At 60.4% G+C, this 25,068-nt stretch carries 16 protein-coding genes; 10 read left to right on the forward strand and 6 right to left on the reverse strand.

Annotated elements, in window-relative coordinates:
- Positions 1 to 182: 182 nt before the first annotated feature.
- The 8 genes from N005_RS11190 to bglX all read left to right on the forward strand — a co-directional run bounded on the left by N005_RS11190 (position 183) and on the right by bglX (position 14,638).
- Positions 183 to 2,474, forward strand: a complete 2,292-nt coding sequence (locus N005_RS11190; RefSeq protein WP_047701255.1) for a GGDEF/EAL domain-containing response regulator — start codon at positions 183 to 185, stop codon at positions 2,472 to 2,474.
- On the forward strand, positions 2,471 to 4,345 hold the full coding sequence (locus N005_RS11195) for a two-component system response regulator (RefSeq protein ID WP_047701256.1): 1,875 nt from the start codon (positions 2,471 to 2,473) through the stop codon (positions 4,343 to 4,345). The genes N005_RS11190 and N005_RS11195 overlap by 4 nt, the downstream gene beginning before the upstream one ends.
- A 36-nt stretch (positions 4,346 to 4,381) precedes the next feature.
- On the forward strand, positions 4,382 to 5,341 hold the full coding sequence (locus N005_RS11200) for a cytochrome-c peroxidase (RefSeq protein ID WP_047701257.1): 960 nt from the start codon (positions 4,382 to 4,384) through the stop codon (positions 5,339 to 5,341).
- Positions 5,338 to 7,140 (forward strand): DAHL domain-containing protein, encoded by a 1,803-nt coding sequence (locus N005_RS11205; RefSeq protein ID WP_047701258.1) that lies wholly within the window; start codon positions 5,338 to 5,340, stop codon positions 7,138 to 7,140. The genes N005_RS11200 and N005_RS11205 overlap by 4 nt, the downstream gene beginning before the upstream one ends.
- A complete protein-coding gene (locus N005_RS11210) occupies positions 7,137 to 8,543 on the forward strand; it encodes an ATP-binding protein (protein ID WP_047701259.1) in 1,407 nt (468 codons plus the stop codon). The genes N005_RS11205 and N005_RS11210 overlap by 4 nt, the downstream gene beginning before the upstream one ends.
- A gap of 229 nt (positions 8,544 to 8,772) precedes the next feature.
- Positions 8,773 to 10,392 (forward strand): FMN-binding glutamate synthase family protein, encoded by a 1,620-nt coding sequence (locus N005_RS11215; protein WP_047701260.1) that lies wholly within the window; start codon positions 8,773 to 8,775, stop codon positions 10,390 to 10,392.
- A gap of 360 nt (positions 10,393 to 10,752) precedes the next feature.
- Positions 10,753 to 12,315, forward strand: coding sequence for an OpgD/OpgG family glucan biosynthesis protein (locus N005_RS11220; protein ID WP_231983274.1), 1,563 nt, complete (start codon positions 10,753 to 10,755; stop codon positions 12,313 to 12,315).
- 25 nt (positions 12,316 to 12,340) lie between these two features.
- Positions 12,341 to 14,638, forward strand: coding sequence for a beta-glucosidase BglX (gene bglX, locus N005_RS11225; protein WP_052126381.1), 2,298 nt, complete (start codon positions 12,341 to 12,343; stop codon positions 14,636 to 14,638).
- Positions 14,639 to 14,706: 68 nt separating this feature from the next.
- Here bglX and N005_RS11230 read toward each other — a convergent pair whose 3' ends face one another.
- Positions 14,707 to 16,128 (reverse strand): amino acid permease, encoded by a 1,422-nt coding sequence (locus tag N005_RS11230; protein WP_047701262.1) that lies wholly within the window; start codon positions 16,126 to 16,128, stop codon positions 14,707 to 14,709.
- Between the two features lie 501 nt (positions 16,129 to 16,629).
- On the opposite strand from N005_RS11230, the gene N005_RS11235 reads away from it, so the two are divergent.
- Entirely contained in the window at positions 16,630 to 17,091 is a 462-nt protein-coding gene (locus N005_RS11235; RefSeq protein ID WP_047701263.1) for an REP-associated tyrosine transposase, read from the forward strand.
- A 202-nt stretch (positions 17,092 to 17,293) separates the two neighbouring features.
- Entirely contained in the window at positions 17,294 to 20,401 is a 3,108-nt protein-coding gene (locus N005_RS11240) for a transglycosylase domain-containing protein (RefSeq protein ID WP_047701264.1), read from the forward strand.
- Positions 20,402 to 20,413: 12 nt separating this feature from the next.
- Here the strand turns inward: N005_RS11240 and N005_RS11245 are convergent, their stop codons facing one another.
- From N005_RS11245 to N005_RS11265, 5 genes are all read right to left on the reverse strand, one after another.
- On the reverse strand, positions 20,414 to 20,908 hold the full coding sequence (locus tag N005_RS11245; RefSeq protein WP_041022997.1) for a CS1 type fimbrial major subunit: 495 nt from the start codon (positions 20,906 to 20,908) through the stop codon (positions 20,414 to 20,416).
- 240 nt (positions 20,909 to 21,148) lie between these two features.
- Complete coding sequence (locus N005_RS11250; protein ID WP_047701265.1) at positions 21,149 to 21,631, reverse strand: CS1 type fimbrial major subunit; 483 nt, start codon at positions 21,629 to 21,631, stop codon at positions 21,149 to 21,151.
- A 45-nt stretch (positions 21,632 to 21,676) separates the two neighbouring features.
- Positions 21,677 to 22,420 (reverse strand): pilus assembly protein, encoded by a 744-nt coding sequence (locus N005_RS11255; RefSeq protein WP_047701266.1) that lies wholly within the window; start codon positions 22,418 to 22,420, stop codon positions 21,677 to 21,679.
- 48 nt (positions 22,421 to 22,468) lie between these two features.
- Entirely contained in the window at positions 22,469 to 23,713 is a 1,245-nt protein-coding gene (locus N005_RS11260) for a hypothetical protein (protein ID WP_047701267.1), read from the reverse strand.
- Between the two features lie 46 nt (positions 23,714 to 23,759).
- The gene (locus N005_RS11265) at positions 23,760 to 25,016 is read right to left on the reverse strand and encodes a hypothetical protein (RefSeq protein WP_047701268.1); all 1,257 of its coding nucleotides are present in this window, start codon (positions 25,014 to 25,016) and stop codon (positions 23,760 to 23,762) included.
- Between the last annotated feature and the right edge of the window lie 52 nt (positions 25,017 to 25,068).

The raw sequence follows: 25,068 nt of genomic DNA on the forward strand, positions 1-25,068 counted from the left end.
TGACAGGCTAGTAGATCGCAAGAATTTAGACACGATTTGCCATCACTGACCGAGCGCATCCCGATCGGACGACTATGCTGTACCCCATGAAGGGCCAAGTACAGGCCAGAATACTCATGCCAGCGAAAGGGATATCAGATGTACCTACGGTTCTGTAGTCAGCATCACCTTGGTGCACGGCCATGAGCCAGCCCTTGGAGAGAGCCAACCGGCGGATCCTGATCGTCGACGACACCCTGACGATTCATGAGGATTTTCGAAAGATCCTCAGTCCCCAGGCAGCTGCCGAAGACAACCTGAGCAGTGCCGAAGAGGCCCTGTTCGGTGCACCGGTCGCGGCCGCTACCCAGAGTTTCGTGCTCGACTCTGCCTTCCAGGGCATGGAAGCCTTGAACAAGGTCGAGACAGCGCTGGCCCAGGGGCAACCCTATGCCATGGCCTTCATCGACATGCGCATGCCCCCAGGCTGGGATGGCCTGGAAACCATCGAAAGGCTGTGGCGCGCCGACCCCAAGCTGCAAGTGGCGCTGTGCACCGCTTATTCGGATTATTCCTGGGAAGACATCGCCGACCGCCTCGAACTGGGCGACCGCCTGCTCATCCTGAAAAAGCCCTTCGACGCCATCGAGATTCGTCAGATGGCCAGCACCCTGACCGTCAAATGGCAGATGACCGAAGACGCGGCGCTGAAGATGGACATGCTCGAACAGGCGGTGGAGGAACGCACCCGGGAACTGGCCGATGCCAACATCATCGTGCAGAACAGCCCGACCATCCTCTATCGCCTGCGCGGCGAACCGCCGTTCCCATTGATGTACATCTCCCACAACATCACCAAGTTCGGCCATGTCGCGGCGCAACTGGTCAACTCACCCGACTGGGCGCACGCGCTGATCCACCCCGATGACCAGTCCAAGATCGACCAGGCCATGGTCCGGGTGCTGGATCGCGATACGGCGGGGGCGTCCATAGAGTTCCGCATGCGCACCGGCGACGGTACGTTCCGCTGGGTGGAAAACCGCTATATCCCGGTGCGCAACGAGCAAGGCCTGTTGCTGGAGGTGGAAGGCATTATCCTGGATATCACCGAACGCAAGCTGGCCGAGGAAAAGATCGCCCTGCTGGCCCGTACCGACGGCCTGACCGGACTGGCCAACCGCGCCACGGTGATCGAACGGTTGCACCAGGCATTCGCCGCAGCGCGCCGGGGGGCGCCGGCGTTCGCGATGTTCTACCTGGACCTGGACCACTTCAAGCGGATCAACGACACCCTGGGCCATCCCATCGGCGACCTGCTGCTGCAGGAAGTCGCCACGCGCATCAAGGGCTGCACCCGGGAAAACGACGTGGTCGCGCGCCTGGGCGGCGACGAGTTCGCCATCCTGCAACTGGATGTCCACGAACCGACCCAATGCGCTGCCCTGGCAGCCAAGATCCGCGACACCCTGGTGGTGCCCTACTCCCTGGACGGCAACGATGTACGGATCTCCGTGAGCATCGGCATCGCCCTGTACACCCCTGAAAGCCCGAGTGCCGACAGCCTGATGGCCCAGTCCGACATGGCCCTGTACCGCTCCAAGGAAAAAGGCCGCAACCAGTACCATTTCCATAACGAGGAGATCAACCAGGAGGTGACGGACCGGGTCGCCCTGGCCAACGACCTGCGCCAGGCCATCGAGAACCACGAGCTGCATCTGCACTACCTGCCGGAAGTCGACCTTGGCACCGGCAAGATCCTGGGCATGGGCGTGCAGGTACGCTGGAAGCATCCGGAACGGGGCTGGCTGGAGCCGTCGGCGTTCATGCCGGCGGCCGAAAAGACCGGGCTCATCATTGCCCTCGGCCATTGGGTACTGGACCAGGCCTGCCAACAGATGCGCCAGTGGCGCGACCAGGGCATGGCGCCGCCGGTGATCGCCCTCGACCTGTCCCTGACCCAGCTCAAGACCGGGCCGGAACTGATCTATGACGTGCTGCGCACTACCGCCCGCTGGGAACTGGCCCCTTGGGACCTGCGCTTCGATGTCACCGAAGCCACCCTCGCCCAGACCAAATGGACCCACAACGACGTGCTGCCGCGCCTGTGTGAACTGGGGGTTCAGGTGGCCATCGATGATTTCGGCACCGAGTACTCCTCGTTCGATTACCTCAAGACCTATCGGGTCAATCACCTCAAGCTCGCCCAGCGCCTGCTCGACAGCGCCAACGACGACCCCGACAACGCCATGACCCTGCGGGCCATCATCAACTTTGCCCGGGACGTGGGCATCGGCATCATCGCCGAGGGCGTCGAGACCCAGGAACAACGCACCACGCTGATGTCCACCGGCGGAGCGATGCAAGCCCAAGGGCATTATTTCAGCACGGCGGTGGACAGCGGCCAGGCCGCCGAACTGCTCAAGGCCGGCACCATCGTTCCCGTGGTGGATCACTGGACCCGGCCGGCGAGCCAGCTATCGGAGAGCAACCCATGAACCCCATGTCGGTACCTGCCAACCGGCGGATCCTGGTGGTGGACGATACGCCGGCCATCCATCAGGACTTTCGCAAGATCCTCAGCCCCGGCAACGGCAGCGATGATTCGCTGGACGACACCGAGAGCCTGTTGTTCGGAACGCCCCAGGTCAACCGACTGCAATTTCAGATCGACTCGGCCTACCAGGGCGAAGAAGCCCTGGAGCTGGTCAAGCGCGCCCAGGCCGAAGGCCAGCCCTATGCGCTGGTGTTCGCCGACATGCGCATGCCGCCGGGCTGGGACGGCCTGCAAACCATCGAGCGCTTGTGGCAAGCCGACCCGCGCCTGCAAATCGCCCTGTGCACGGCTTTCTCGGACTACACCTGGGAAACCATGTCCGAACGCATCGAGTTTGATGATCAGCTGCTGATCCTGAAAAAACCCTTCGACACCCTGGAAATCCGCCAGATGGCCAGCGCCATGACCTGGAAATGGCAGCTGGCCCAGGATGCGGCGAGAAAAATGCGCAGCCTGGAGCGCACGATCGAGGAGCGGGTCCAGGAATTGCTCAAGGTGTCCCACCTGCTGCAATACGACGTGCTCACCGAGCTGCCCAACAGCATGTTGCTCGGGGATCGCCTGACCCAGGCCATGGCTCAGTGCCGGCGCCATGACCGGCAACTGGCGGTGATGTTCATCGGCCTGGATCGCTTCAAGCGCATCAACAATGCCCTCGGCCATCCGGTGGGCGATGAGATGCTCAAACGCGTGGCCCGCACGTTGGCAACGGTGGTGCGTGAATCCGATTCGGTGTTTCGCTACGGCTCCGATGAATTCGTGGTGGTGCTGGGGGACATCGTCGACCCGCAGCAGATCAAGGGCGTGGCGGAAAAACTGCTGACGGCCATCAACTCGCCCCAACCGATCGATGGCCATGACCTGACCGTCACCGCGAGCCTGGGTGTCAGCGTGTATCCGGCCGACGGTTTCGACGCCGTGGCGTTGATCAAGAAAGCCGAGACGGCGATGCGCAACGTCAAGGAAACCGGGCCCAACGACTACCGTTTTTTCACCGAGGACATGAACCGTCGGGCCCGACAGCAACAGACCATCGAATCCGGTTTGCGACTGGCCCTGCAACGCAAGGAGTTCGTGCTGCATTACCAGCCCAAGCTGGACCTGCGCAGTGGCAAGGTGGTTGGCGCCGAGGCACTGGTGCGCTGGAACCGGCCGGGGCACGGGCTGGTCCCTCCGTCGGATTTCATCCCGGTGGCCGAGGACAGCGGGCTGATCGTGCCGTTGAGCCAATGGGTGCTCCAGGAAGCCTGCCAGCAGGCCTGCGCCTGGCAAGCCCAGGGCATGCGGCCGTTGTACGTGTCGGTCAACGTCTCGGCCATCGACTTTCGTCAACGCAGCTTCGTCGAAGGCATCGCCCGCACCCTCAAGGAAACGGGACTGGACCCGACACAGTTAGAACTGGAGATCACCGAAAGCGTGCTGATGCAGAACATCGATACCACCGTCGCCATCCTCAAGGCCATCAAGCAACAGGGGATCCGGCTGGCCATCGACGACTTCGGCACGGGCTATTCGAGCCTGAGTTACCTGCAGAAATTTCCGGTGGATGTACTGAAGATCGACCAATCGTTCGTCGGTGACCTGAGTATCGACAGCAACGACGCCAAGCTGGTGAGCACCATCATCAACCTCGGCAAGGGCCTGAACCTGCACATCATCGCCGAAGGCGTGGAAACCCGCGAACAGCTGGAGTTCCTCAAGCTTCACCAGTGCGAGGAGGCCCAGGGCTACTACTTCAGCAAGGCGGTGGAGCCGCAAGCCTTTGTCCAATGGATGGCCGAGTGGGAACGACGTCCGAATCCGTTTTCGTGAAACACCCATCAATCAAGAGATTCAAGGAAGCACCCGATGGCGTCATCTGGACTGTTACTCGCTCTCGGCCTGCTCATGGGCCTGGGCGCGACCGCTCACGCCGCACCACTGGAGGAGCCGCTCAAGCCGCTGCCCCCCGTTCCGGCCCTTGACCCCAAGCGCGTCCAATTGGGCCAACGGTTGTTCTTTGACCCTCGCCTGTCGGTCAACAACACCCTGTCCTGCGCCAGTTGCCATCGCCTGGACAAGGGTGGGGCCGACGACAAACGGTTTTCCCTGGGCTTCGATGGCAAACCGGTGGAAGTCAATACACCCACTGTGTTCAACGCAAGCCTGAACTTCCACCAGTTCTGGGACGGCCGCGTCGATACCCTGGAAGAACAGGTGCACACCGTGGTGACCAGCCCCACGGAGATGGGCAATACCTGGGAATCGGTGGTCGAGCGCATCGCCGGCGACCCAGGTTATGTCAAGGATTTCGCCAGCGCTTATCCCGATGGCGTCACCAAGCTCAATATCCAGGGAGCCCTGGCCGATTTCGAGCGCACCCTGCTGACGCCCAACTCGCGCTTCGACCAATATCTGCTGGGCAACACCGACATCCTCACTCCTCGGGAGAAATTCGGTTACCAACGCTTCAAGGAATACGGCTGCATCGCTTGCCACCAGGGCGTGAACATCGGCGGCAACATGTTCCAGAAGTTCGGCGTCATGGGTGACTACATCGCGGATCGGGGCAACCCCACCCGGGTCGATGAGGGGCGCTTCAACATCACCGGCGATGATGCCGACCGTCAGGTCTTCAAGGTTCCCAGCCTGCGTAACGTGGCCGTCACCGCCCCGTATTTCCACGACGGCTCCGCACCGACCCTCGAGCGCGCGGTGGAGGTGATGTTCAAATACCAGTTGGGCCGTGAGCCCTTGAAAAACGACACGGAGCTGATCGTCGAATTCCTCAAGACCCTGACCGGCGAACGGGAGGGCAAGCCACTATGAAGGCCCTTCGTCGCTTCGGCCTGTTCTTCATCGGCGCCCTGCTCGCCTCGGTGCTGCTGTTCATGTATGTCAATTCGAGTGCGCAGCAGGCTGCCTCGTACATCGAGTCCCGGGACCTGATCCGCCAGCTCAAGCAGCAAGACGCCATCTGGGACAACGAAGTCCTCAAATCCCGGATCGCCTTGAGCCACAACTACGATCTCCTGGTATCCCCACTGCATGAGATGTCCCGTCTCTGGCAGCGCCTGGACGCCATCGAGTCGGAGCCCGGTCGCCATGCGCCCTCGCTGTGGGAGACCCAGCGCGATGAATACCTCAAGGCCATCAAGGAAAAGACCCGCCTGGTGGAACAGTTCAAGTCCCACAACGCAGTGCTGCGCAACTCCCTGGCGTTCCTGCCCACCGCCGAGGACGACATCCAGGCCGAGTTCACCCAACTGTCCGACGATGAAAAACTGCAATTGCAGAGCGTCGCCATCGACACCTATGACCTGCTGCTCAGCAGCATGGAATTTTCCCTGCTCACCACCCGCGAAATTGCCGCCGAGGTGCTGCTGGGCCTGAACCGCCTCGATGTCAACAAGGAGCGCCTGCCGGTGGGCCTGCATGACTCCATCGACATCCTGAGCCGGCACATCGCCCTGATCCTGCGCGAGCAACCACGGGTCAACGAGTTGCTGGAGGGCATCGAAGCCGTTCCCGTCTCCGACAATCTGGACACCATCACCCGCCTGCTCGAGCAGGACCAGGAAATAGCCGCCGACAAATACCAGCGCAATCACGTGTACCTGCTGGTGTTCGCTACCCTTCTGGTGTTGATATTGATCTGGCTGGCCATCCGGCTGATACGCAGCTTTGCCGAGATCAAGCGCGTCAACAACGCTCTGCAAACCGCCAACGACGAGCTGGAACAGCGGGTCGAGGAGCGCACCCGCCAGCTCAAGGATACCCAAAGCGAGTTGATGGACACCGCCCGCCAGGCCGGCATGGCGGAAATCGCCACCAACGTGCTGCACAACGTCGGCAACGTGCTCAATAGCGTGAATATCTCCGCCGACCTGGTCAGTCGCAAGTTGCGCAGCAGCAAGGCCCAGGGTCTGGGCAAGGCAATGAGCCTGATCAACGAACACCCTCATGACCTGGGGCATTTCCTCACCGAAGACGAGAAAGGCAAGCTGCTGCCGGGCTACCTCAACCAGTTGGTGGACGCCATGGCGGTCGAACAGCAGAGCCTGATCGATGAGTTGACCCAGTTGAGCAAGAGCGTGGACCACATCAAGGACATCGTCTCCACGCAGCAATCCTATGCCGGGGCCAACAGCATGATGGAACCGCTGGTGGTCGGCGAACTGCTGGAAGATGCCCTGCGCATGAACTCCGGCGCCCTGACCCGGCACCATGTGACGGTGATCAAGGAGTACGGCAACTTGCCGCGGATCATGGGCGACAAGCACCGTTTGCTGCTGATCCTGATCAACCTGATCAGCAACGCCAAATACGCCATGGCCGGGGTCTCGAATCACGCGCGGAACATGACCCTGAGTGCGCAGGTCGTAAATGGCGAGACGTTGCAGATCAGTGTCAAGGACGAAGGCGAAGGTATTCCAGAAGAGAACATGACACGCATCTTTGCCCACGGTTTTACCACGCGCAAGGAAGGCCACGGGTTCGGCCTGCACAGCTGTGCAACGGCTGCCATCGAGATGAACGGCCGCCTTACCGCCCACAGTGAGGGACCCGGCAAGGGAGCGACGTTTGTGCTGCACGTGCCCCTGAAACTTGCGGAAGAGGATTCATGAACAATTTAAGTAACCGGCGCATTCTGCTGATCGACGATACGCCCGCCATTCATGAGGATTTTCGCAAGATTCTCACCCCCGAGGACGACAGCAACGCCGACTTGCAGGACATGGAAAGCGCGCTGTTTGGCGAAGCACCGAAACCGGTTGGCACGGTGTTCGAGCTCGACTCGGCCTACGGTGGCCAGGAAGGCCTGAGCAAATTGCAGGCGGCAGTGGCAAACGACCGCCCGTATGCCCTCGCCTTCGTCGACATGCGCATGCCAGAGGGCTGGGACGGTGCCAAGACCATCGAGGAATTGTGGAAGTGCGACTCGCAGTTGCAGGTGGTGGTGTGCACGGCCTATTCGGATTATTCATGGGATGAGCTGCTGGATCGACTGAACGGCCACGACCGCCTGCTGATCCTGAAAAAGCCGTTCGATAACATCGAAGTCCAGCAGATGGCCAACACCCTGACCACCAAATGGGAAATGACTTCGCGCGCGCAGTTGAAGATGAGCAAGCTAGAGGAGCTGGTGCAGCAACGCACCCAGGCCTTCAAGCAAGCCAGTACCCTGCTGCAGATGGAAATCGACGAACGCAAGATGCTCGAAACCCAGTTGGTGCAATCGGAAAAACTCGCCTCGCTGGGACAGTTGGCCGCCGGGGTAGCTCATGAAATCAACAACCCCATCGGTTTCATCTCCTCCAACCTGGGAGCGCTGGACGGCTATTTCAACAAGCTGGAGGAAATGCTCCTGGCCTACGGCAACGCCGAGGAAGCCATCGCCTCGCCGGAACTGGCGCTGTACCTGGCCAAGCTGCGCGAACAAGTGGAGCTGGATTTCCTCGTCGAGGACATTCCGCTGTTGATCAAGGAGTCCAAGGACGGCATCGCCAGGGTCGGACAGATCGTCAAGGACCTGAAGGACTTCTCCCGCGTGGATTCCAACCAGGAATGGCAGATGGCGAACCTGCAGCAGGGCATGGACTCGACCCTGAACATCGTGGCCAACGAAATCAAGTACAAGGCCGACGTGGTCAAGGAGTACAGCCCGCTGCCGGAGGTCGAATGCCTGCCGTCGCAAATCAACCAGGTGATCATGAACCTGATCGTCAACGCCGCCCAGGCCATCGGCCCCGAACGCGGCACCATCACCCTGCGCAACGGCGTCGACGGTGACACCGTGTGGATCGAAGTCGCCGACAACGGCTCGGGCATCCCACCGGAAACCCTGCAAAAGATCTTCGACCCGTTCTTCACCACCAAACCCATCGGCCAGGGCACGGGGCTTGGACTGTCGTTGTCCTATGGCATCGTGAAGAAGCACAACGGCGAGATCACCGTGCGCAGCGAAGTGGGGGTGGGCACGACGTTCCGGGTCGAGTTGCCGGTGCGGCAGATGAAGCTGGCGGAGTAGACGCAGATTTATCTGTGAAAGAGTGGCCACAGATAAAGCCCTCAGCACATGAAATCCTCTCATCACCGGTTGCCCAGCGTTTCGCCACCAGCGCAAAATGCCTCGATCCCCGTGGCGAGGGAGCTTGCTCCCGCTCGGGTGCGAAGCAGCCGCCTTCGGGATCGCTTCGCAATCCAGCGGGAGCAAGCGCCCTCGCCACAGCCCTTCGCCCCTACCCCAAGGAAACCGCATGAGCCTGTCGCTACTGAGCCGTTACGCCTTCTTTGCCGGCTGTGTGCTGTTCACCCTCGCCAGCCTGCCGTTCCTCGCGCATGACTGGCTATGGCCGATCGTGCTGGTGACAGGCCTGCTGAGCCTGCTGGGGATGTTCGACCTGCTGCAAAAACGCCACGCCGTGCGGCGCAACTATCCGATCCTGGGCAATATCCGCTACCTGGTCGAAGGTATTCGCCCGGAGATCCGCCAGTACCTGCTCGAATCCGACAGCGATGCCCTGCCCTTCTCCCGCGCCCAACGCTCGCTGGTGTATTCCCGGGCCAAGAACGAAAGTGCCGACAAACCCTTCGGCACCTTGATCGACGTCTACCAGGCCGGCTTCGAATTCATCGGCCACTCCATGCGCCCGGCCCCGCTGAGCGACCCCAGCGGGTTTCGCGTAACGGTCGGTGGCCCGCAGTGCACCCAGCCTTACTCGGCTTCGGTGTTCAACATTTCCGCCATGAGCTTCGGCTCCCTGAGTGCCAACGCCATCCGGGCGTTGAACCAGGGCGCGAAGCTCGGCAATTTCGCCCACGACACCGGCGAAGGCAGCATCAGCCCCTACCATCGCGAACACGGCGGCGACCTGACCTGGGAGCTGGGCAGCGGCTACTTCGGCTGTCGCACCGCGGACGGCCACTTCGACCCGGAGCGGTTCGCCGTCCAGGCCCGGGACCCACAGGTGCGGATGATTGAAATCAAGATGAGCCAGGGCGCCAAGCCCGGCCACGGCGGGATCCTGCCCAAGCACAAGGTCACCCGGGAAATCGCCGAGACCCGCGGCATCCGCATGGGCGAGGATTGCATTTCACCGTCCTGCCACAGTGCGTTTTCCACGCCTATCGAGCTGATGCGATTCGTACAACAACTGCGTGAGTTGTCCGGGGGAAAACCGGTGGGCTTCAAGTTCTGCCTGGGTCACCCGTGGGAGTTCATGGGGATCGCCAAGGCCATGCTGGAAACCGGCATCCTGCCCGACTTCATCGTGGTGGACGGCAAGGAAGGTGGCACGGGCGCCGCGCCGGTCGAGTTCACCGACCACATCGGCGCGCCATTGCGCGAGGGCCTGCTGTTCGTCCACAACACCCTGGTGGGCCTGAACCTGCGGGACAAGATCAAGCTCGGCGCCAGCGGCAAGATCGTCAGTGCCTTCGACATCGCCAGCGTACTGGCCATCGGCGCCGACTGGGCCAACGCCGCCCGGGGCTTCATGTTCGCCATCGGCTGCATCCAGTCACAAAGCTGCCACACCAACAAATGCCCCACCGGCGTCGCCACCCAGGACACCTTGCGCCAGCGCGCCCTGGTCGTTCCGGACAAGGCCCAGCGGGTCTACAGCTTCCACCGCAACACCCTCAAGGCCCTGGCGGAAATGCTCGCCGCCGCCGGCCTCGAACACCCTTCGCAGTTGCAACCCAAGCACCTGGTTCGACGGATGTCCGCGACCGAGATCAAGCTGTTTTCTCAATTGCATGTGTTTCTCAAGCCGGGGGAGTTGCTGACGGGCGAGGTGAATGGCGCGTTTTATTCGCGGATGTGGCAGATGGCGCGGGCGGGCAGTTTCGAGCCTTTGGAAGTGGAGGTTGCGTAACCGTTAACGGAGAACACCCCAGGCTAATACCTGTCAGTTAAGGATCAAACGGCGCAAAGTCTGTGGGAGCAAAGCTTGCTCGCGATAGCGACAGACCAGTCAACATTGTTGCTGACTGACTTACCGTCATCGCGAGCAAGCTGTACTCCCACAGTTTGTGGCTTAACTGACTGGCATTAGCCCCGCAGGCCTCTATCAGCCGGGCTTTCGAATCTCTCCACCTGTCAACTCTGACAGTAGACGGCCAAGCCCCTGCAATTGAACATCCCCTCAGACGTTCAATTGCAGGGAAGAACCATGTTGACCCGCCGCGATCTCGTGAGCTTCACCTCGCTCTGTGCAGCTTTGGCCTCGTTGCCCATGCCTGTCCCCGCGTTTGCCAGCGACGTGAAGCCCGATACCTCGGCTCCCTTCAGCTTTGACACATTGATCCTGCTCGCCGAGGCAACGGCGCTCAAACCCTATGTCAAGTCGACCGCTATCCCCGAGCAACTGCTGTCGAACATTGATTACGAGGTGCTGGAGAAGATTCGATTCGACAGCACGCGTGCACTCTTCGCCAACGGACCCGGCCTGTACCCCATCACCTTCTTCCATTTGGGAGAATTCTTTCGTATTCCAGTCAGAATGCACGTCGTTGCCAACGGCGTGGCCCATCAGATCCCTTACGACAAATCGCTCTTCGATATACCCGCTGACAGCCCGGCCCAGGCGCTGGCCTCCAATATAGGATTTGCCGGTTTGCGTTTTCAGGAAAGCCGTCTGGGCAAGCAAAAGGCGCTTGATTGGAAGCAGAACGATTGGGCGGCGTTCGTCGGAGCCTCCTACTTCCGAGCCATTGGAGAACAGTACCAATACGGCCTTTCAGCGCGGGGAATAGCCGTGAATGTCGCACAGGCGGACATGGCCGAAGAATTCCCTGACTTCACCCAGTTCTGGATCGAGACACCCACCGACGAGCGACAAGCGAACATGACGCTATATGGGTTGCTTGAAGGACCCAGTCTGTGTGGCGCCTATCGTTTTGTGCTGAGCCGCACCAAAGGTGTGCTGATGGACGTCGAGGCTGCGTTGTTTCTACGCCAGAATATCGAGCGCTTCGGTATCGCACCGCTGACTTCAATGTATTGGTTCGGCGAAACGACCAAGGCCGCCGCTCTCGACTGGCGTCCCGAAGTGCACGACTCTGACGGATTGGCGCTATGGACAGGAGCGGGTGAACATATCTGGCGACCGCTTAACAACCCCTCGCGCACCATGGCTTCAGCATTTTCCGATAATAATCCCCGAGGTTTCGGGCTGCTCCAGCGAGACCGCTCTTTCGATCATTACCTGGACAGGGTGCACTATGAACGCCGTCCCAGTTTGTGGGTCGAGCCATTAGGGGACTGGGGCCACGGCAGCGTACAGTTGGTGGAAATCCCGACCGACGATGAAATCCACGACAACATCGTCGCAATGTGGGTCCCCAAAGGGCCCGCCGAAGCCGGTAATCAATACCGTTTCAAATATCGGCTGCATTGGTTGTCCGAAGAACCCTATCCCTCCAGCCTCGCACGCTGCGTGGCTACGCGCCTGGGGAATGGAGGCCTGGCAGGCCGGCCGCGACCCAAGGGCGTACGCAAGTTCTTCGTCGAATTCTCAGGCGCGCCACTGGAAAAGCTCGCCCCAAGCGAGAAACCCGAAGCCGTGCTCTGGGCCTCCCGAGGGACGTTTTCGAATATTTTTTCGGGAATAGTCCCAGACGGACAATCCGGTCGCTGTTACGCGCAATTCGATTTGAGTGTCGAGCCTGGCGAGCCGGTCGAAATGCGCCTGTATCTGAGTTTCAAAGGCGAGACGCTTACCGAAACCTGGCTTTACCAGTACCACACGGCCGAGCCTCCATCAGCCGCGAAGAAGATGTATCCGGTGCCCACCTGACGTAGCCTGCGAAGGGTCCGACACCATGAACCGTCTTTTTACAGTCATACTGGTCGGTACACTGCTTGCCATGATCGGATTTGAACTCACAAGCGGCGATAACGACCTGGATAAAAATAAGAGGGTCTTTATCGAACAGTTGATTGGGCAGATGACACTCGAAGAAAAAGCCGGTCAATTGACTCAACTGGGTATGCAACTCACGGCCACCGGCCCAATGATCGACACCGCAGACCAGCACGCCCGTGACGTCGCGGATGTTGGTTCAGTGCTCGGCGTGTATGGCGCGCAAAGCACCCGCAAAGTACAGCAGCAGGCCGTGCAAGGCTCGCGCCTGCATATTCCACTGTTGTTTTCCTTCGATGTGCTCCATGGATTCCGCACCATCTTCCCCGTGCCGCTGGCCGAGGCTTCGGCCTGGGATCCGGACCTGTCGCAACGTACTGCAAGGGCAGCCGCCGTTGAAGCAACAGCCGCAGGGGTGCATTGGACCTACGCTCCCATGGTCGACATCACCCGGGATCCCCGTTGGGGGCGAGTAGTCGAAGGCGCCGGCGAAGATCCATTTCTGGGCTCGGCGCTGGCGGCTTCACGCGTCCGGGGCTTTCGTGGCGAGGACGCTCCCGATACGGAGAAAATGCTGTCTACCGCCAAACATTTCGTCGGTTACGGTGCCGCGGAAGGTGGGCGTGACTACAACACTTCCGATATATCCGAACGCACACTCGAGGAGGTCTATCTCACGCCGTTTCATGCCGCGGTACAGGCCGGCGTCGATGCGATCATGCCGGGATTCAACGAAGTAAACGGCACTCCCATGCACGCCAATCAACGATTGCTGAAGGATAAATTGCGCAATGAGTGGGGGTTCCAAGGGCTCGTCGTCGGCGACTTCGCCGGTATCCATGAGCTGATCCAGCATGGCGTCGCTTCGACGTCTCAAGCGGCCGCCCTGCGGGCATTCAATGCGACAGTGGATGTGGATATGGTCGGGGTCGACTACGTTTCCAGATTACCGGCTTTGGTACGTAGCGGTCAGGTTTCAGAGGATCGGTTGAACGATGCAGTACGACGGGTGCTGCTGGCAAAGCAGCGGCTGGGGTTATTCGAGGATCCTTATCGTTATAGCGATCCGGCCCGAGAGCGGGCTTTGCTGCTGACCTCTCACACCCGTGCGCTGGCACGGGAAGCCGCGCAAAAATCCATTGTGTTGCTGAAAAACGACCGAGCGTTGCTGCCGCTGTCTAAAGATCTGCGCAAGCTCGTCGTCGTCGGAACCCTGGCAAACGACGCACAATCGACATTGGGCCCCTGGCACGGAGATGGACGTGCCGAAGATTCTATTACCATCCTGGAAGGTATAAAGCGCGCTGTATCACCCGGAACGGACATTATCTATCTGCCCATGGGTTCTCCTGAGAACAGCGACATTCCAGCCATGAAGGAAATTGAACACGTGACGAGCAGCGCCGACGTGATCATTGCCGTGCTTGGCGAAATCGGAGACATGAGCGGTGAGGCCCGCAGTCGCACCTCCCTGGGTTTGCCTGGAGCGCAGAATGCATTACTCAGGGAACTGAGCAAAACGGGCAAACCGGTGGTGGTCATTCTCATGAATGGCCGGCCGCTGACCCTCCCCACCGTGGACGAACAGGCGTCAGCGATTCTCGAAACCTGGTTTCTGGGTTCGGAAATGGGCCATGGGGTTGCCGACGTACTGTTTGGTGATATTAACCCCAGCGGCAAGCTTCCCATCACTTTCCCACGATCGGTGGGACAGATTCCGATTTACCACGCTCATAAAAATACCGGCCGGCCACCGAGCCAAACCGTTCCTTACGCATCCGGATACCTGGATGAACTGTGGACACCACTCTATCCATTCGGCCACGGCCTGAGCTACACCACGTTCACCTATGAAACCCCGGTCCTCAGTAAACAGCGGTTGGCCTTCAATGAAACGCTGAACGTACAGGTGAACGTTCGCAACAGCGGTCAACGAAGTGGTGACGAAACGGTGCAGTTGTACTTGCGCCAGAATGTCGCGAGCGTGACACGGCCCGTCCGCACGCTACGTGGTTTCTTCAAGGTCAATCTCGCTGCGGGGGAAACAAAAACCGTAGGATTCACGCTCGATCAGGACGACTTCGCGTCGCTCGATATCGATTGTCTGCCGGTTGTCGAGACCGGGATATTCACGGTCTATGTCGGAGGTAGCTCCGCCACTGATAACCAGGCCAGTTTCGAAGTGACGTCAGGGGCACGCCTGAACGAACAGCGCTCGGCCATTCCACGGTGGCTGCGAGAGACGACATTGCGTTAGCGCTCGATCATTCGGAGTCGAGCGAGGCTACCGTCAAGCCTGACAATAACCTCGCCGGACCTATCGCATCACTGAACCGAACTCATCGAACCTTGCGCCTCACCCGTCGGCTGCAACTTGAAGGTGTAGAACAACACCGTCAGCAGCACCAGAAACGCCGGCCCCACGTACAACGCCACCCGTGTATCCGGGAAGTACGCCATCAGTCCCACCACCAGCACCAGGAAGGCCAGTGCCAGGTATGAGCTGACCGGATACAGCCACATGCGGTATTTCAGGGCGGCACGCTCGGAAGCGCTCAGGCCTTTGCGGAACTTGAGCTGGGCCAGCAGGATCATCACCCAGGTCCAGATCGCCCCGAAGGTGGCGATGGAGGTCACCCAGACGAAGACTTTTTCCGGTACCAGGTAATTGAGCAGCACACCCAGCAGCAATGCGGCAATGGACAACAGCAACGCGCGGCGTGGCACGCCGTTGGTCGAGGTGGTGGCGAAGCCGGCCGGGGCCTGGCCATTCTGCGCCAGGCTGTAGAGCATCCGCCCGGTGCTGAAGATGCCGCCGTTACAGGACGACAACGCAGCGGTGATGACCACGAAGTTGATGATTCCCGCAGCCGTCTTGATGCCCAGGCGCTCGAACGTCATTACGAACGGGCTGCCCTGGGTGCCGATCTCGTTCCAGGGGTAGATCGACAGGATCACGAACAACGCGCCGACATAGAACAACAGGATCCGCCAGAACACCGAACCAATGGCGTTGGGGATGGTTTTCTGCGGGTTCTTCGCCTCACCGGCGGTCAGGCCGATCATCTCCACACCCAGGTAGGCGAACATCACCATCTGCAGGGACATCAAGACACCCTGCACCCCATTGGGCATGAACCCACCGTGGGTCCAGAGGTTGGAAATGCCCAGGGCCACGCCGTCGTTGCCGAACCCGAAAGCGATGATGCCTACGCCGCCGATGACCATGGCGATGATGGTCACGATCTTGATCAGGGCGAACCAGAATTCGAACTCGCCGAAGGCCTTGACCGCGATCAGGTTGATCGAACCCATGCTGACCAGTGCGGCCAGGGCCCAGATCCAGCGGGGCACGTCGGGGAACCAGATGCCCATGTACACCGCCACCGCGGTGATTTCCGCCACGCAGGTCACCAGCCACAGGAACCAGTAGTTCCAGCCGGTCAGGAAACCCGCCAGCGGGCCGAGGTAGTCCTGGGCATATCGGCTGAACGAACCAGCCACCGGATTGTGCACGGCCATCTCGCCGAGGGCGCGCATGATCACCAGGATCGCCAGGCCACCGATGATGTAGGACAGCATGATCGCCGGACCGGCCATTTCAATGGCCTTGGCCGAACCGAGGAACAGCCCGACCCCGATGCAGGCACCAAGCGCCATCAGGCGGATATGCCGCTCGCCGAGCTCACGTTTGAGCGGACCGCCCTGAGCGGTCTCGCCAGGGGGCAGATGATTGCCGACAGGCATAGGGATACAACTCCGTTTTGTTATTGGATTAGCCACCGGGTTTCCAAGGCCACAGGCCAATAAGCCTGCCACCCTGCCGAAACCTGGCCTGCCTCATGGACAGACCGTCCCGTAAACCAGACGCCAAGACCGATGGGGCCGTGCAGTATAAAAAGCCGGGGACAGAGAGTTTCACTGTAAAACCTTGGAAATTCAGGGATAAGCCATAGCAAAAATGGGCTTTTTGGAGATGCATTGACTGGGATTACAAGGGGATGGAACGTGTAAACGAGGGGAGAACCTTATGTCCAGCCCTGGAATACCCCTGTGGCGAGGGAGCTTGCTCCCGCTCGGCTGCGCAGCAGCCGCAACCCACCGACGCGTCAACCCGTCTTAGCGGGAGCAAGCTCCCTCGCCACAAGTACTACGTCGTTCTGGGAAACGTCGTTCGAGTATCAGCGCCTCGGTGCAACGAAGGCATGGCTACCGTAGATAGATACCTCAGCTACAGGAAGCCAAGGAATGCATCCTTCACATCCAAACTCCCATCGCTTGCGTCACGGCCGCGCTTCGGAACAGGGGCGAGGCTACCTCATCACCGCCGTTGTCCATCAACGAAACCCTCTGTTCAGGGACTGGCGACTGGGTCGATTGCTGGTTGCAGAATTGCGTTTGGCCCATGACCTGGGCCATGTCAACTCGCTGGCTTGGGTTGTGATGCCGGACCACATGCACTGGCTGATGCAATTGGAACAAGCCCAACTCCATCACGTCATGCAGGCCGTCAAATCCCGCAGCACCCTGGCCATCAATCGAGCGATGAATAGACAGGGCGCCTTCTGGCAAAGCGGCTTCCACGACCGCGCGATCCGCGACAACGAAGACCTGCTGCCCTTCGCCCGCTACATCATTGCCAACCCGCTTCGTGCGGGGCTGGTGGATCGTATTGGCGATTACCCGCTGTGGGACGCCATATGGCTATAGTTGCTGTTGCTCCCGACAGGAGGTCCGACGCCCCGGCAGCTTGCGTCTGCTGCGCAGCCGAGCGGGAGCAAGCTCCCTCGCCACAAAAGCCCAACAGGCGCCGACATTGAGTTGTGTGTCCACAATTTCCCCTCCCCCCACGCAAACCACCGTCTAAGCTTCAAGCAAGTCCGATCAATCTGCGTGAATGGATCAGTCGACTATGGGCGCTCTATGGCAAACCGATTCGAATAAACCTATGGTCCCGACTGAACGTATGGAAGAAGCGTCTACACCCCCAAAAAAACGCCGCGCGCGGCATGGCTGGCGGGCGTTCTGGTTGCTGCTGCTGATTATTGTCGTGGTGGTCGGTCTCGCGGTGGCCAAGGAAATGCGCACTTCCAGGTTTCAGGCCAGGGAGATCAGCAAATACGCTGCCTCCCTGAGCTACTCACTGCAGCCGGGGCCCAGCGATGCCATCGTCTACCCCGGTGCCGGTCCATTCGACCGGCGATTGGGCTACAGCTCGCTGGGGGAGTTCCTGCCGCGACTGCTCAAGCGCAACTACGTGATCCAATCCCAGGCGCGGTTTTCGCCGGCCTTGATGGACTACGTCGGTAAAGGCCTGTTCGTGCCTTATTCGGAGAAGATCCAGGCCGGCCTGACCATCACCGATTGCCGCGCCGCACCGCTGTATCAGTTCAAGTACCCGCAACAGCTGTATGCCAGTTTCGACGCCATCCCCCCCGTGGTGGTGCAAAGCCTGCTGTTCATCGAAAACCGCTTTCTGCTCGATCCCCGCCAGCCCCAGGCCAACCCGGCGGTGGACTGGCCGCGCTTCGGCATGGCGGCGTGGTCGCAGGTGGCCAAGTTGTTGAGTCTGCCGGGGCAGTCCGCCGGGGGCAGTACCCTGGCGACGCAACTGGAAAAGTATCGCCATTCCCCCGACGGCCTGACCGTCTCGGGGGGTGAGAAAATCCGCCAGATGATTTCCGCCAGCGTGCGCGCCTATCGGACCGGTCCGCAGACCCTCGAGGCGCGGCAGCGGATCGTGCGCGACTACCTCAACAGCGTGCCGCTGTCCGCCGTACCGGGACATGGAGAGGTCCACGGCATGGCCGAAGGCTTGCGGGTCTGGTATGGCGCCGATTTCAACCGGGCCAACGAACAGCTGTTCAGCACCGCAACCGACCCGCGGAGCCTGGCGGAAAAGGGTCTGGCCTTGCGCCAGATGTTGTCGCTGATGATCGCCCAGCGCCGCCCCTCCCATTACCTGTCCAAGGGCCATGACGAGCTGGCAAGCCTGACGGACAGCCACATCCGGCTGCTGACCCAGAACGGTGTGATCGACGGCGCCCTGGCCGATGCCGCCCTGGCGAGCAAGGTCAGCTATCGCGATTGGGTGCAGCAACCGACGATCCAGCCCAACGAAACCAATAAAGGCATCAGTGCCGCCCGCAGTCGGCTCGCCACGCTGCTCGACCGGCCGCTGTATGACCTCGACCGCCTGGACCTGTCCGCCACCAGCACCCTGCAGAACGACTTGCAGACCCAGGCCACCGAGTACCTCAAGCGTCTGGCCGACCCGGCCTTCGCGACCGAGATCGGCCTGATGGGAGAACGCCTGCTCACCCCCACCAGCACCACCCAGGTGCGCTACAGCTTCACCCTGCTGGAGCTGACCCCGGACGGCTCGCGCGTGCGGGTGCAGACCGACAGCACCGACCAGCCTTTCGACATCAACGAAGGCAGTAAACTCGAACTCGGTTCCACCGCCAAGCTGCGGGTACTCACCACCTATCTGCAGATCATCGCCGAACTGCACGACCGCTATGGCGCCGAGACCCCGGCGGCCCTGAAAAAAGTCGAGGTCGCCGAGCAGGATCGCCTGTCCCGCTGGGCCGTCGACTACCTGATCCAGAACAGCGACCGCAGCCTGCCGAAGATGCTCGAGGCGGCGCTGGATCGTACGTACTCCGCCAGCCCCGGCGAGGCATTTTTTACCGGCGGCGGGTTGCACACCTTCCACAACTTCCGCAGCGAGGACAACGGCCGCAATCCCACCTTGCGCGATGCCCTGCGTGAGTCGATCAACCTGCCGTTCATCCGCCTGATGCGCGATCTGGTGCGCTACGCCACTTATGCCGGCCCCAACAACAGCGCCGAATTGCTCAAGGACGACAGTGACCCGCGGCGCCAGGAGTACCTGGCCCAGTTCGCCGACCGTGAAGGCACCTCGTTCCTGCTCAGGTTCTGGAAGAAGTATCAGAAGAAGGACACCAGCCAGCGCCTCGAAACCTTTCTCGACAGCATGCATCCCACGGCGATCCGCCTGGCCGCCGTGCACCGCTATTTCTTTCCCAATGACAGCCAGGACAGTTTCAACCGCTTCGTGCGCTCCCACCTGAAATCGGTCAAGAGCAACGAAAAGCTCACCGACGAACGCCTGGAACGGCTCTACCAGAGCTACGGTCCCGGCGCCTACGACCTGCCGGACCAGGGCTTTATCGCCAAGGTGCACCCGCTCGATCTATGGTTGATGGGTTACTTGTTGAACAACCCCGACGCCAAGTTCAGCCAGATCGTCAAGGCCAGTGAGTTCGAACGCCAGGAAGTCTATAGCTGGCTGTTCAAGAGCCGGCACAAGAGCGCCCGTGACAGTCGTATCCGCACCATGCTCGAGATCGAGGCGTTCCTGGATATCCACCAGCGCTGGCAGAAAGTCGGCTATCCGTTCGACCACCTCGTGCCGTCGCTGGCCACGGCCATCGGCAGCTCCGGCGACCGTCCCGCAGCACTGGCGGAACTGGTGGGCACCATTCTCAACGACGGTATCCGCCAGCCGGCACTGCGGGTCGACAGCCTGCACTTCGCCGCCGATACCCCCTACGAAACGCAACTGGTCAATGATCCGGACAAAGGCAAACGCGTGATGCCGGTCGAAGTGGCCCAGGCCCTGCGCGGTGCGCTGTCCCAGGTGGTGGATGCCGGCACCGCGAAACGGGTGGCCGGCAGTTTCAAACTGGCCGACGGTACACCGCTGGCCATGGGCGGCAAGACCGGCACCGGCGACAACCGTATCGAAGCCATCGGCGCCGGTGGGCGCATCCTCAGCTCCAAGTCGATCAACCGTACGGCCACTTTCGTGTTCTACATCGGCGACAGCCATTTCGGCACCCTCACCGCCTATGTACCGGGCGCCTCGGCGCAAAACTTCAAGTTCACCTCGGCCTTGCCGGTGCAGGTGCTCAAGGGGATGGCGCCGTTCCTCACGCCCTACTTGCAGCCGGGCAGCCACACCCAGTGCACGCCGTTGGTGTCGCGCCAGTAAGGGATGTGCGGATTACGGCGTCACCCGAGGCACCGCGTCGAAGATCACGGTAAAGCCGACTGTGTATAAGCCTCCCTGAAGGTTTGTAGGCATGGCATCAGGTCTGATGACCATCTCGGCCTGAGTACCTGGCGTTGACGAAGCATCGTCCACCACTTCAACCGGCACGGCGCTCAGGCGCACATTGTTGAACAGGACGCGCAGGGGAATAGCTTGGGCACCGTTGCTCAAGTCAGGCTGATCCTCGGGCAGGTACGCATGGATCGACCCGTCGGTATTTTTCACGTCGTAGGTCTGGCGCAGGGTGCTCAGAGTATTCTTGATCGGATCGTAATACATGTATTCGTCCTTACCGAACTCCGGATCCCGTGGCTGCACATGAAACTGCTGGGTCGGAATGTTCGCGCTGATATGGATGGCTGAACGTGCATCATCAGCCCCCCATGCCAGCGAAGGACTCAAGGCCGCAGTGACCAGCGCAGTAACGGATACGAATTGCTTGAACATGCTTAACATCCTTTTATTTTGTATTTGAAAAGCGGAGAAGTAACGCCAGTGCTCCGCAATCACTGTCCAGCCACACAATCTGTAGCGAGGGAGCTTGCTCCCGCTGGGTGGCGAAGCCGCCCCGTTTTTCCAGCCATCGGCAGATAGGCCGACATCAGATCCTTGCGTCTGCTGCGCAGCCGAGCGGGAGCAAGCTCCCTCGCCACAAGGGCTGGGCACCGGGCACAGCGGCCGAGCGCCCTACGGCGCCGTGGCATCGAACACCATGTGCACCGTGCCGTAGTAGTCGCCAGGCTTGTAGTCGTCATCGGGCTTGATGGCGGCGATTTCCAGCGGTACCTGGCGTCCGGGCCGGGCCTCGGTGGCGGAGACCACCTGGGTTGAATCCAGGGTCAGTACCACGCCGTTGAAGCGCACGCGCAAGTCGATGCGATCACGGCCATTGGACAAGTACGCCTCCTCCCCGAGGCGCGCGCCAATGGAGCCGTTGCTGTTCTTCACCTCGTAAGTGGCCCGCAGCGGGCTCAGGTCCGAGGTGATGGTGCTGAACGGCAGCCGCTGCTCCCGCTGGACCAGTTGCGGGTCGAGGGGCAACACGTAGAAGTCGGCCGTCGGGATGGTCACGTAGAGTTCGAAGGTTTCCCGCTCGACCGCCCCCCAGGCCGTGGGCCAGGGCATCAGCAGGGCCGTCAATGCGAGAGGGCGTAGCCGTGTCTTGATCATTCTGATTTACCTCTTGGGTCAACGACGGTTCGGCGACGATTGCCGTCAGCCCTTGATCTCGACGTTCTGGGTCTTGCCGCCTTCGATCAGGGTGAAGCGATATTCACGCCCCGCCTCCTTGTCGAACGAGAACGTGCGCCCGGTCATGACGTGGTGCTTGGTGGTCGGCCGGCACTCGTTCTCTTTCTTCGCTTCGCAGTCCTTGAACTCATCGATCACCACCACGCTGTTGCCGTTGTTGCGCAACACGTAGCGACTGGCGTTGTTATCGATCACGGTGTCGAAACGGGTGTCCTTGGGCCGCACGAAGAACACCGTGCCGTAACCGGCCAGTACCTTGACCCCGGCCGCCACGCGCTCTTTCTTATAGGCTTCGCGCTCCTCCGCACTGACAGCGAATTCGTCTTCCGCTTCCGGTACCACCGGTACGAAACGCACGCGGAAGTAACGCTCCTTGTCGCGGTTGCCCATGAACAGCAGCCGCGTGCCCTGCACACCGTTGGCCGGCACGATCAGGCGCGCCGGGCTGGCCATCAGGCCATCCTTGGCCTGGGCGCTGGCCTGGTTCTGCAGGGGCACCTCGCTGTAGGTGCCGTCTTCGTTGTAAATGATTTCCAGGATGTTCACCTTGACGAAGGCCGTCGACGTGCCGCCGTTGAACACCCGCTTCATGTACGTGGTCTTGTTGCTGTCCAGGTAGTCGTAGACCACCCCGACACCGATCTGCGGACCGGCCTGGGCCACGCCGCAAAACAGGAAAAAACCAACCCATGCCCATAGATGTTTCATCACTTGCTTAACCTCATGCATTGAACGCAACTCACTAAAAATTTGGACTCAGACTTCCGAATCCCAGATCACCGTGACACTGCCGGAGTAAGCCTTGGCACCGCTGTCCAGCATCTGCTCGACACTGCCCCGGGCCACTTCGAAGTGCAGCATTCCCAGCCGGCGGTCGACATAAAAACCCGGCTGGAACAGCTCGGTGCCGCTACCGTCAAGCCGCAACGGACGCTGGTTGACCGGTTGCCCGGCGGCGTCGGTCAGGCCTTCGGGCAACGTCACCTTGACGTCCACCGGTACGGCATGGCCCGTGCCGGTTTCCGAGATCGCGCAGGTATTGCCGCTGGCGTACTGGCACTCGAGCCTCATCTTGAAACGAGAAGAGGTCGAGATATGGAAGCGCTGGTCGCGAAACAGCCGCGTCGGTTTGCTCCCGCTGTTCAGCCAGGCTTGCCAGCCTTCCTGGGGCACCAGTTCCACCCGGTTGCCACCCGGGGGCACATCCACCTTGAGGGTGTGCTCGACGTCGAGTTTGAAATTGAGGGTGATCACCGATTCATTCGGGATCATTACGTCACCGAAGTCGAAGTCCTGCCTCGGGCCGAGGCCATAGACCAGGGAGCCGGTGTATTGGCCGGACGACATCTTCAACGGGTTGGGAGTGCGCAGTTCGTAGGCAAAGTCCAGAGAGGTGTATTCCATACCCGGGATCAGGTAACGGGCCCTTTTGGCACAGCTTCCTTCGACCGGAGTTTTCCAGAAGAACATGTAGGCACGGTCGTTCAGACTCGACTTACTGCTGGATCGACAAGGGGCGGGGGCGTACTTCCAGGTGGAGCCCCACAACATCGCATGAGCGGTCCCCATGTCCACTCCCCCTCCGACCAGGTCGATCACGCTGACCGGCAGGTAGTACATCGAGCCGATGCCGGCGATGCGCACCTGGACAATTTCAGTCTCGCCCGTGCCGGTATGAGTGATCTGGGCCAGACGCCAATTGGCGGGCACATGGAATATCGCCCCTTGCCGCAAATCCGCATGATTGGCCTGGATGGGCGCGTTGGAATACGAGTTGATGTTCCATTGAAGACTGGACATGTTCTCCCTTTCACAGTCGGTCGGGTAAAAGGCGCAATAACCCGAGACCGGCGTGGTATTGCGAAAGGTATTCTCGTTGGGCTTCGAGGGATCGGGCCTGAAGACTGCGGTGATCTCCTTGCTCACGGCATGGGCCGTCGATGCGCCGGCCAATAACATCACCGAAACCACGCTACGCACTGCTACTGGTAGACCTTTCATCAATCCCTCACCTTCCTTTCGCCTCAGGCTGGCCAATCCATGCCCTTTAAACTTCCGAATCCCAGATCACCGTGACATCGCCGGCGTAACGCGTGGCGCCCGTGTCGAGCATCGCTTCGACAGCGCTGCGTGCCACTTCGAAATGCAGCATCCCGAGCCGGCGGTCGACGTAGAGGCCCGGCTGGAACAATTCAGTGCCACTGCCATCACGCAGCAGTGGACGCCGGTTGACCGGTTGCCCGGCGCCGTCCGTCACGCCATCGGGCAGGGTCACGCCGACGTTCACCGGCACGGTGTGGCCGGTATCGGATTCGGCGATCGCACAGGTGTTGCCGCTGATGTACTGGCATTCGAGCGCCATCTTGAAACGGGATGAGGCGGAAATATGAAAGCGCTGGTCACGGAACAGCCGTGTGGGCTTGCGTCCGCTGTTGAGCCAGGATTGCCAGCCTTCCTGGGGCACCAGCTCCACACGATTGCCGCCGGGGGGGACTTCGACCTTGAGGGTGTGCTCGACAGTCAGCTTGAAATCGAACGTGAGTACCGAATCGGAAGGGATCATGATATCGCCCATGTCCAGATCCTGGCCCGGCCCAATGCTGTAGGTCAAAGACCCCGTGTACAAACCACTCGACATTTTCAGGGGGTTCGGGGTGCGCAATTCGTAGGCAAAGTCCAGATAGTCGTAGACCAGGCTGGGGATCAGAAAACTACTCTTTTTAGAGCAAGCCGCTTCGACCCGGGTCTTCCAGAAAAACCGGTAAGTCGTTGCGTTCAAACCTCCGTGACCGGTATATCCGCAAGGTGAAGGGGGGTTCACCCAACTGTGCCCATAACCGCCCCATAACCGGTTGTGTGCCAACGTAAGGTCTATGTTTGGATTACCTATCAGGTCGAGCACGTTCATTGGAAGACGGTATCTCGAGCCGATTCCCGAAAAGCGTACTTCAACGGTTTCAGTTTCACCGGTACCGACATGAGTCACCTGGGCGGTACGCCAGTTGGCGGGTACCTTGAACGTCGCTCCTTGCCGGTAGTCAGTGTGATTCGCCTGAATAGGGGCGACCGAACTGAAGCGGACAGGCAACTGAATACTGAATATATTGGTGGCCGCGCAATCCGCCGGATAGAAGGTGCAATAGCCACTGACCGGGGTGGTATTGGTAAATTGATTCAGGTTTGGTTTCGAAGCATCGGGCCTGAATATCGCGCTGATATTCTGGTTCACGGCATTGGCAGCAGGCACGCAGGCAAGCAACAGCACCGAGACCACGCTGCTTACGGCTACCGATAAGGATTTCATTTATACAACCTCATACATCAAAGCGAATCCCTGCTGGTTTTTGGGAGAAAAT

Source organism: Pseudomonas mediterranea CFBP 5447 (assembly GCF_000774145.1).
Taxonomy (GTDB): Bacteria; Pseudomonadota; Gammaproteobacteria; order Pseudomonadales; family Pseudomonadaceae; genus Aquipseudomonas; species Aquipseudomonas mediterranea.

What these genes read in the sequence shown, in the direction of transcription:
- N005_RS11210 (WP_047701259.1), top strand. Translation starts at nt 7,137, where the DNA reads ATGAACAATTTAAGTAACCGGCGCATTCTGCTGATCGACGATACGCCC.
- bglX (WP_052126381.1), top strand. Translation starts at nt 12,341, where the DNA reads ATGAACCGTCTTTTTACAGTCATACTGGTCGGTACACTGCTTGCCATG.
- N005_RS11255 (WP_047701266.1), bottom strand. Translation starts at nt 22,420, where the DNA reads ATGAAACATCTATGGGCATGGGTTGGTTTTTTCCTGTTTTGCGGCGTG.
- N005_RS11265 (WP_047701268.1), bottom strand. Translation starts at nt 25,016, where the DNA reads ATGAAATCCTTATCGGTAGCCGTAAGCAGCGTGGTCTCGGTGCTGTTG.
- N005_RS11205 (WP_047701258.1), top strand. Translation starts at nt 5,338, where the DNA reads ATGAAGGCCCTTCGTCGCTTCGGCCTGTTCTTCATCGGCGCCCTGCTC.
- N005_RS11230 (WP_047701262.1), bottom strand. Translation starts at nt 16,128, where the DNA reads ATGCCTGTCGGCAATCATCTGCCCCCTGGCGAGACCGCTCAGGGCGGT.
- N005_RS11190 (WP_047701255.1), top strand. Translation starts at nt 183, where the DNA reads ATGAGCCAGCCCTTGGAGAGAGCCAACCGGCGGATCCTGATCGTCGAC.
- N005_RS11235 (WP_047701263.1), top strand. Translation starts at nt 16,630, where the DNA reads ATGCATCCTTCACATCCAAACTCCCATCGCTTGCGTCACGGCCGCGCT.
- N005_RS11250 (WP_047701265.1), bottom strand. Translation starts at nt 21,631, where the DNA reads ATGATCAAGACACGGCTACGCCCTCTCGCATTGACGGCCCTGCTGATG.
- N005_RS11215 (WP_047701260.1), top strand. Translation starts at nt 8,773, where the DNA reads ATGAGCCTGTCGCTACTGAGCCGTTACGCCTTCTTTGCCGGCTGTGTG.
- N005_RS11260 (WP_047701267.1), bottom strand. Translation starts at nt 23,713, where the DNA reads ATGAAAGGTCTACCAGTAGCAGTGCGTAGCGTGGTTTCGGTGATGTTA.
- N005_RS11240 (WP_047701264.1), top strand. Translation starts at nt 17,294, where the DNA reads ATGGGCGCTCTATGGCAAACCGATTCGAATAAACCTATGGTCCCGACT.
- N005_RS11245 (WP_041022997.1), bottom strand. Translation starts at nt 20,908, where the DNA reads ATGTTCAAGCAATTCGTATCCGTTACTGCGCTGGTCACTGCGGCCTTG.
- N005_RS11195 (WP_047701256.1), top strand. Translation starts at nt 2,471, where the DNA reads ATGAACCCCATGTCGGTACCTGCCAACCGGCGGATCCTGGTGGTGGAC.
- N005_RS11220 (WP_231983274.1), top strand. Translation starts at nt 10,753, where the DNA reads ATGCCTGTCCCCGCGTTTGCCAGCGACGTGAAGCCCGATACCTCGGCT.
- N005_RS11200 (WP_047701257.1), top strand. Translation starts at nt 4,382, where the DNA reads ATGGCGTCATCTGGACTGTTACTCGCTCTCGGCCTGCTCATGGGCCTG.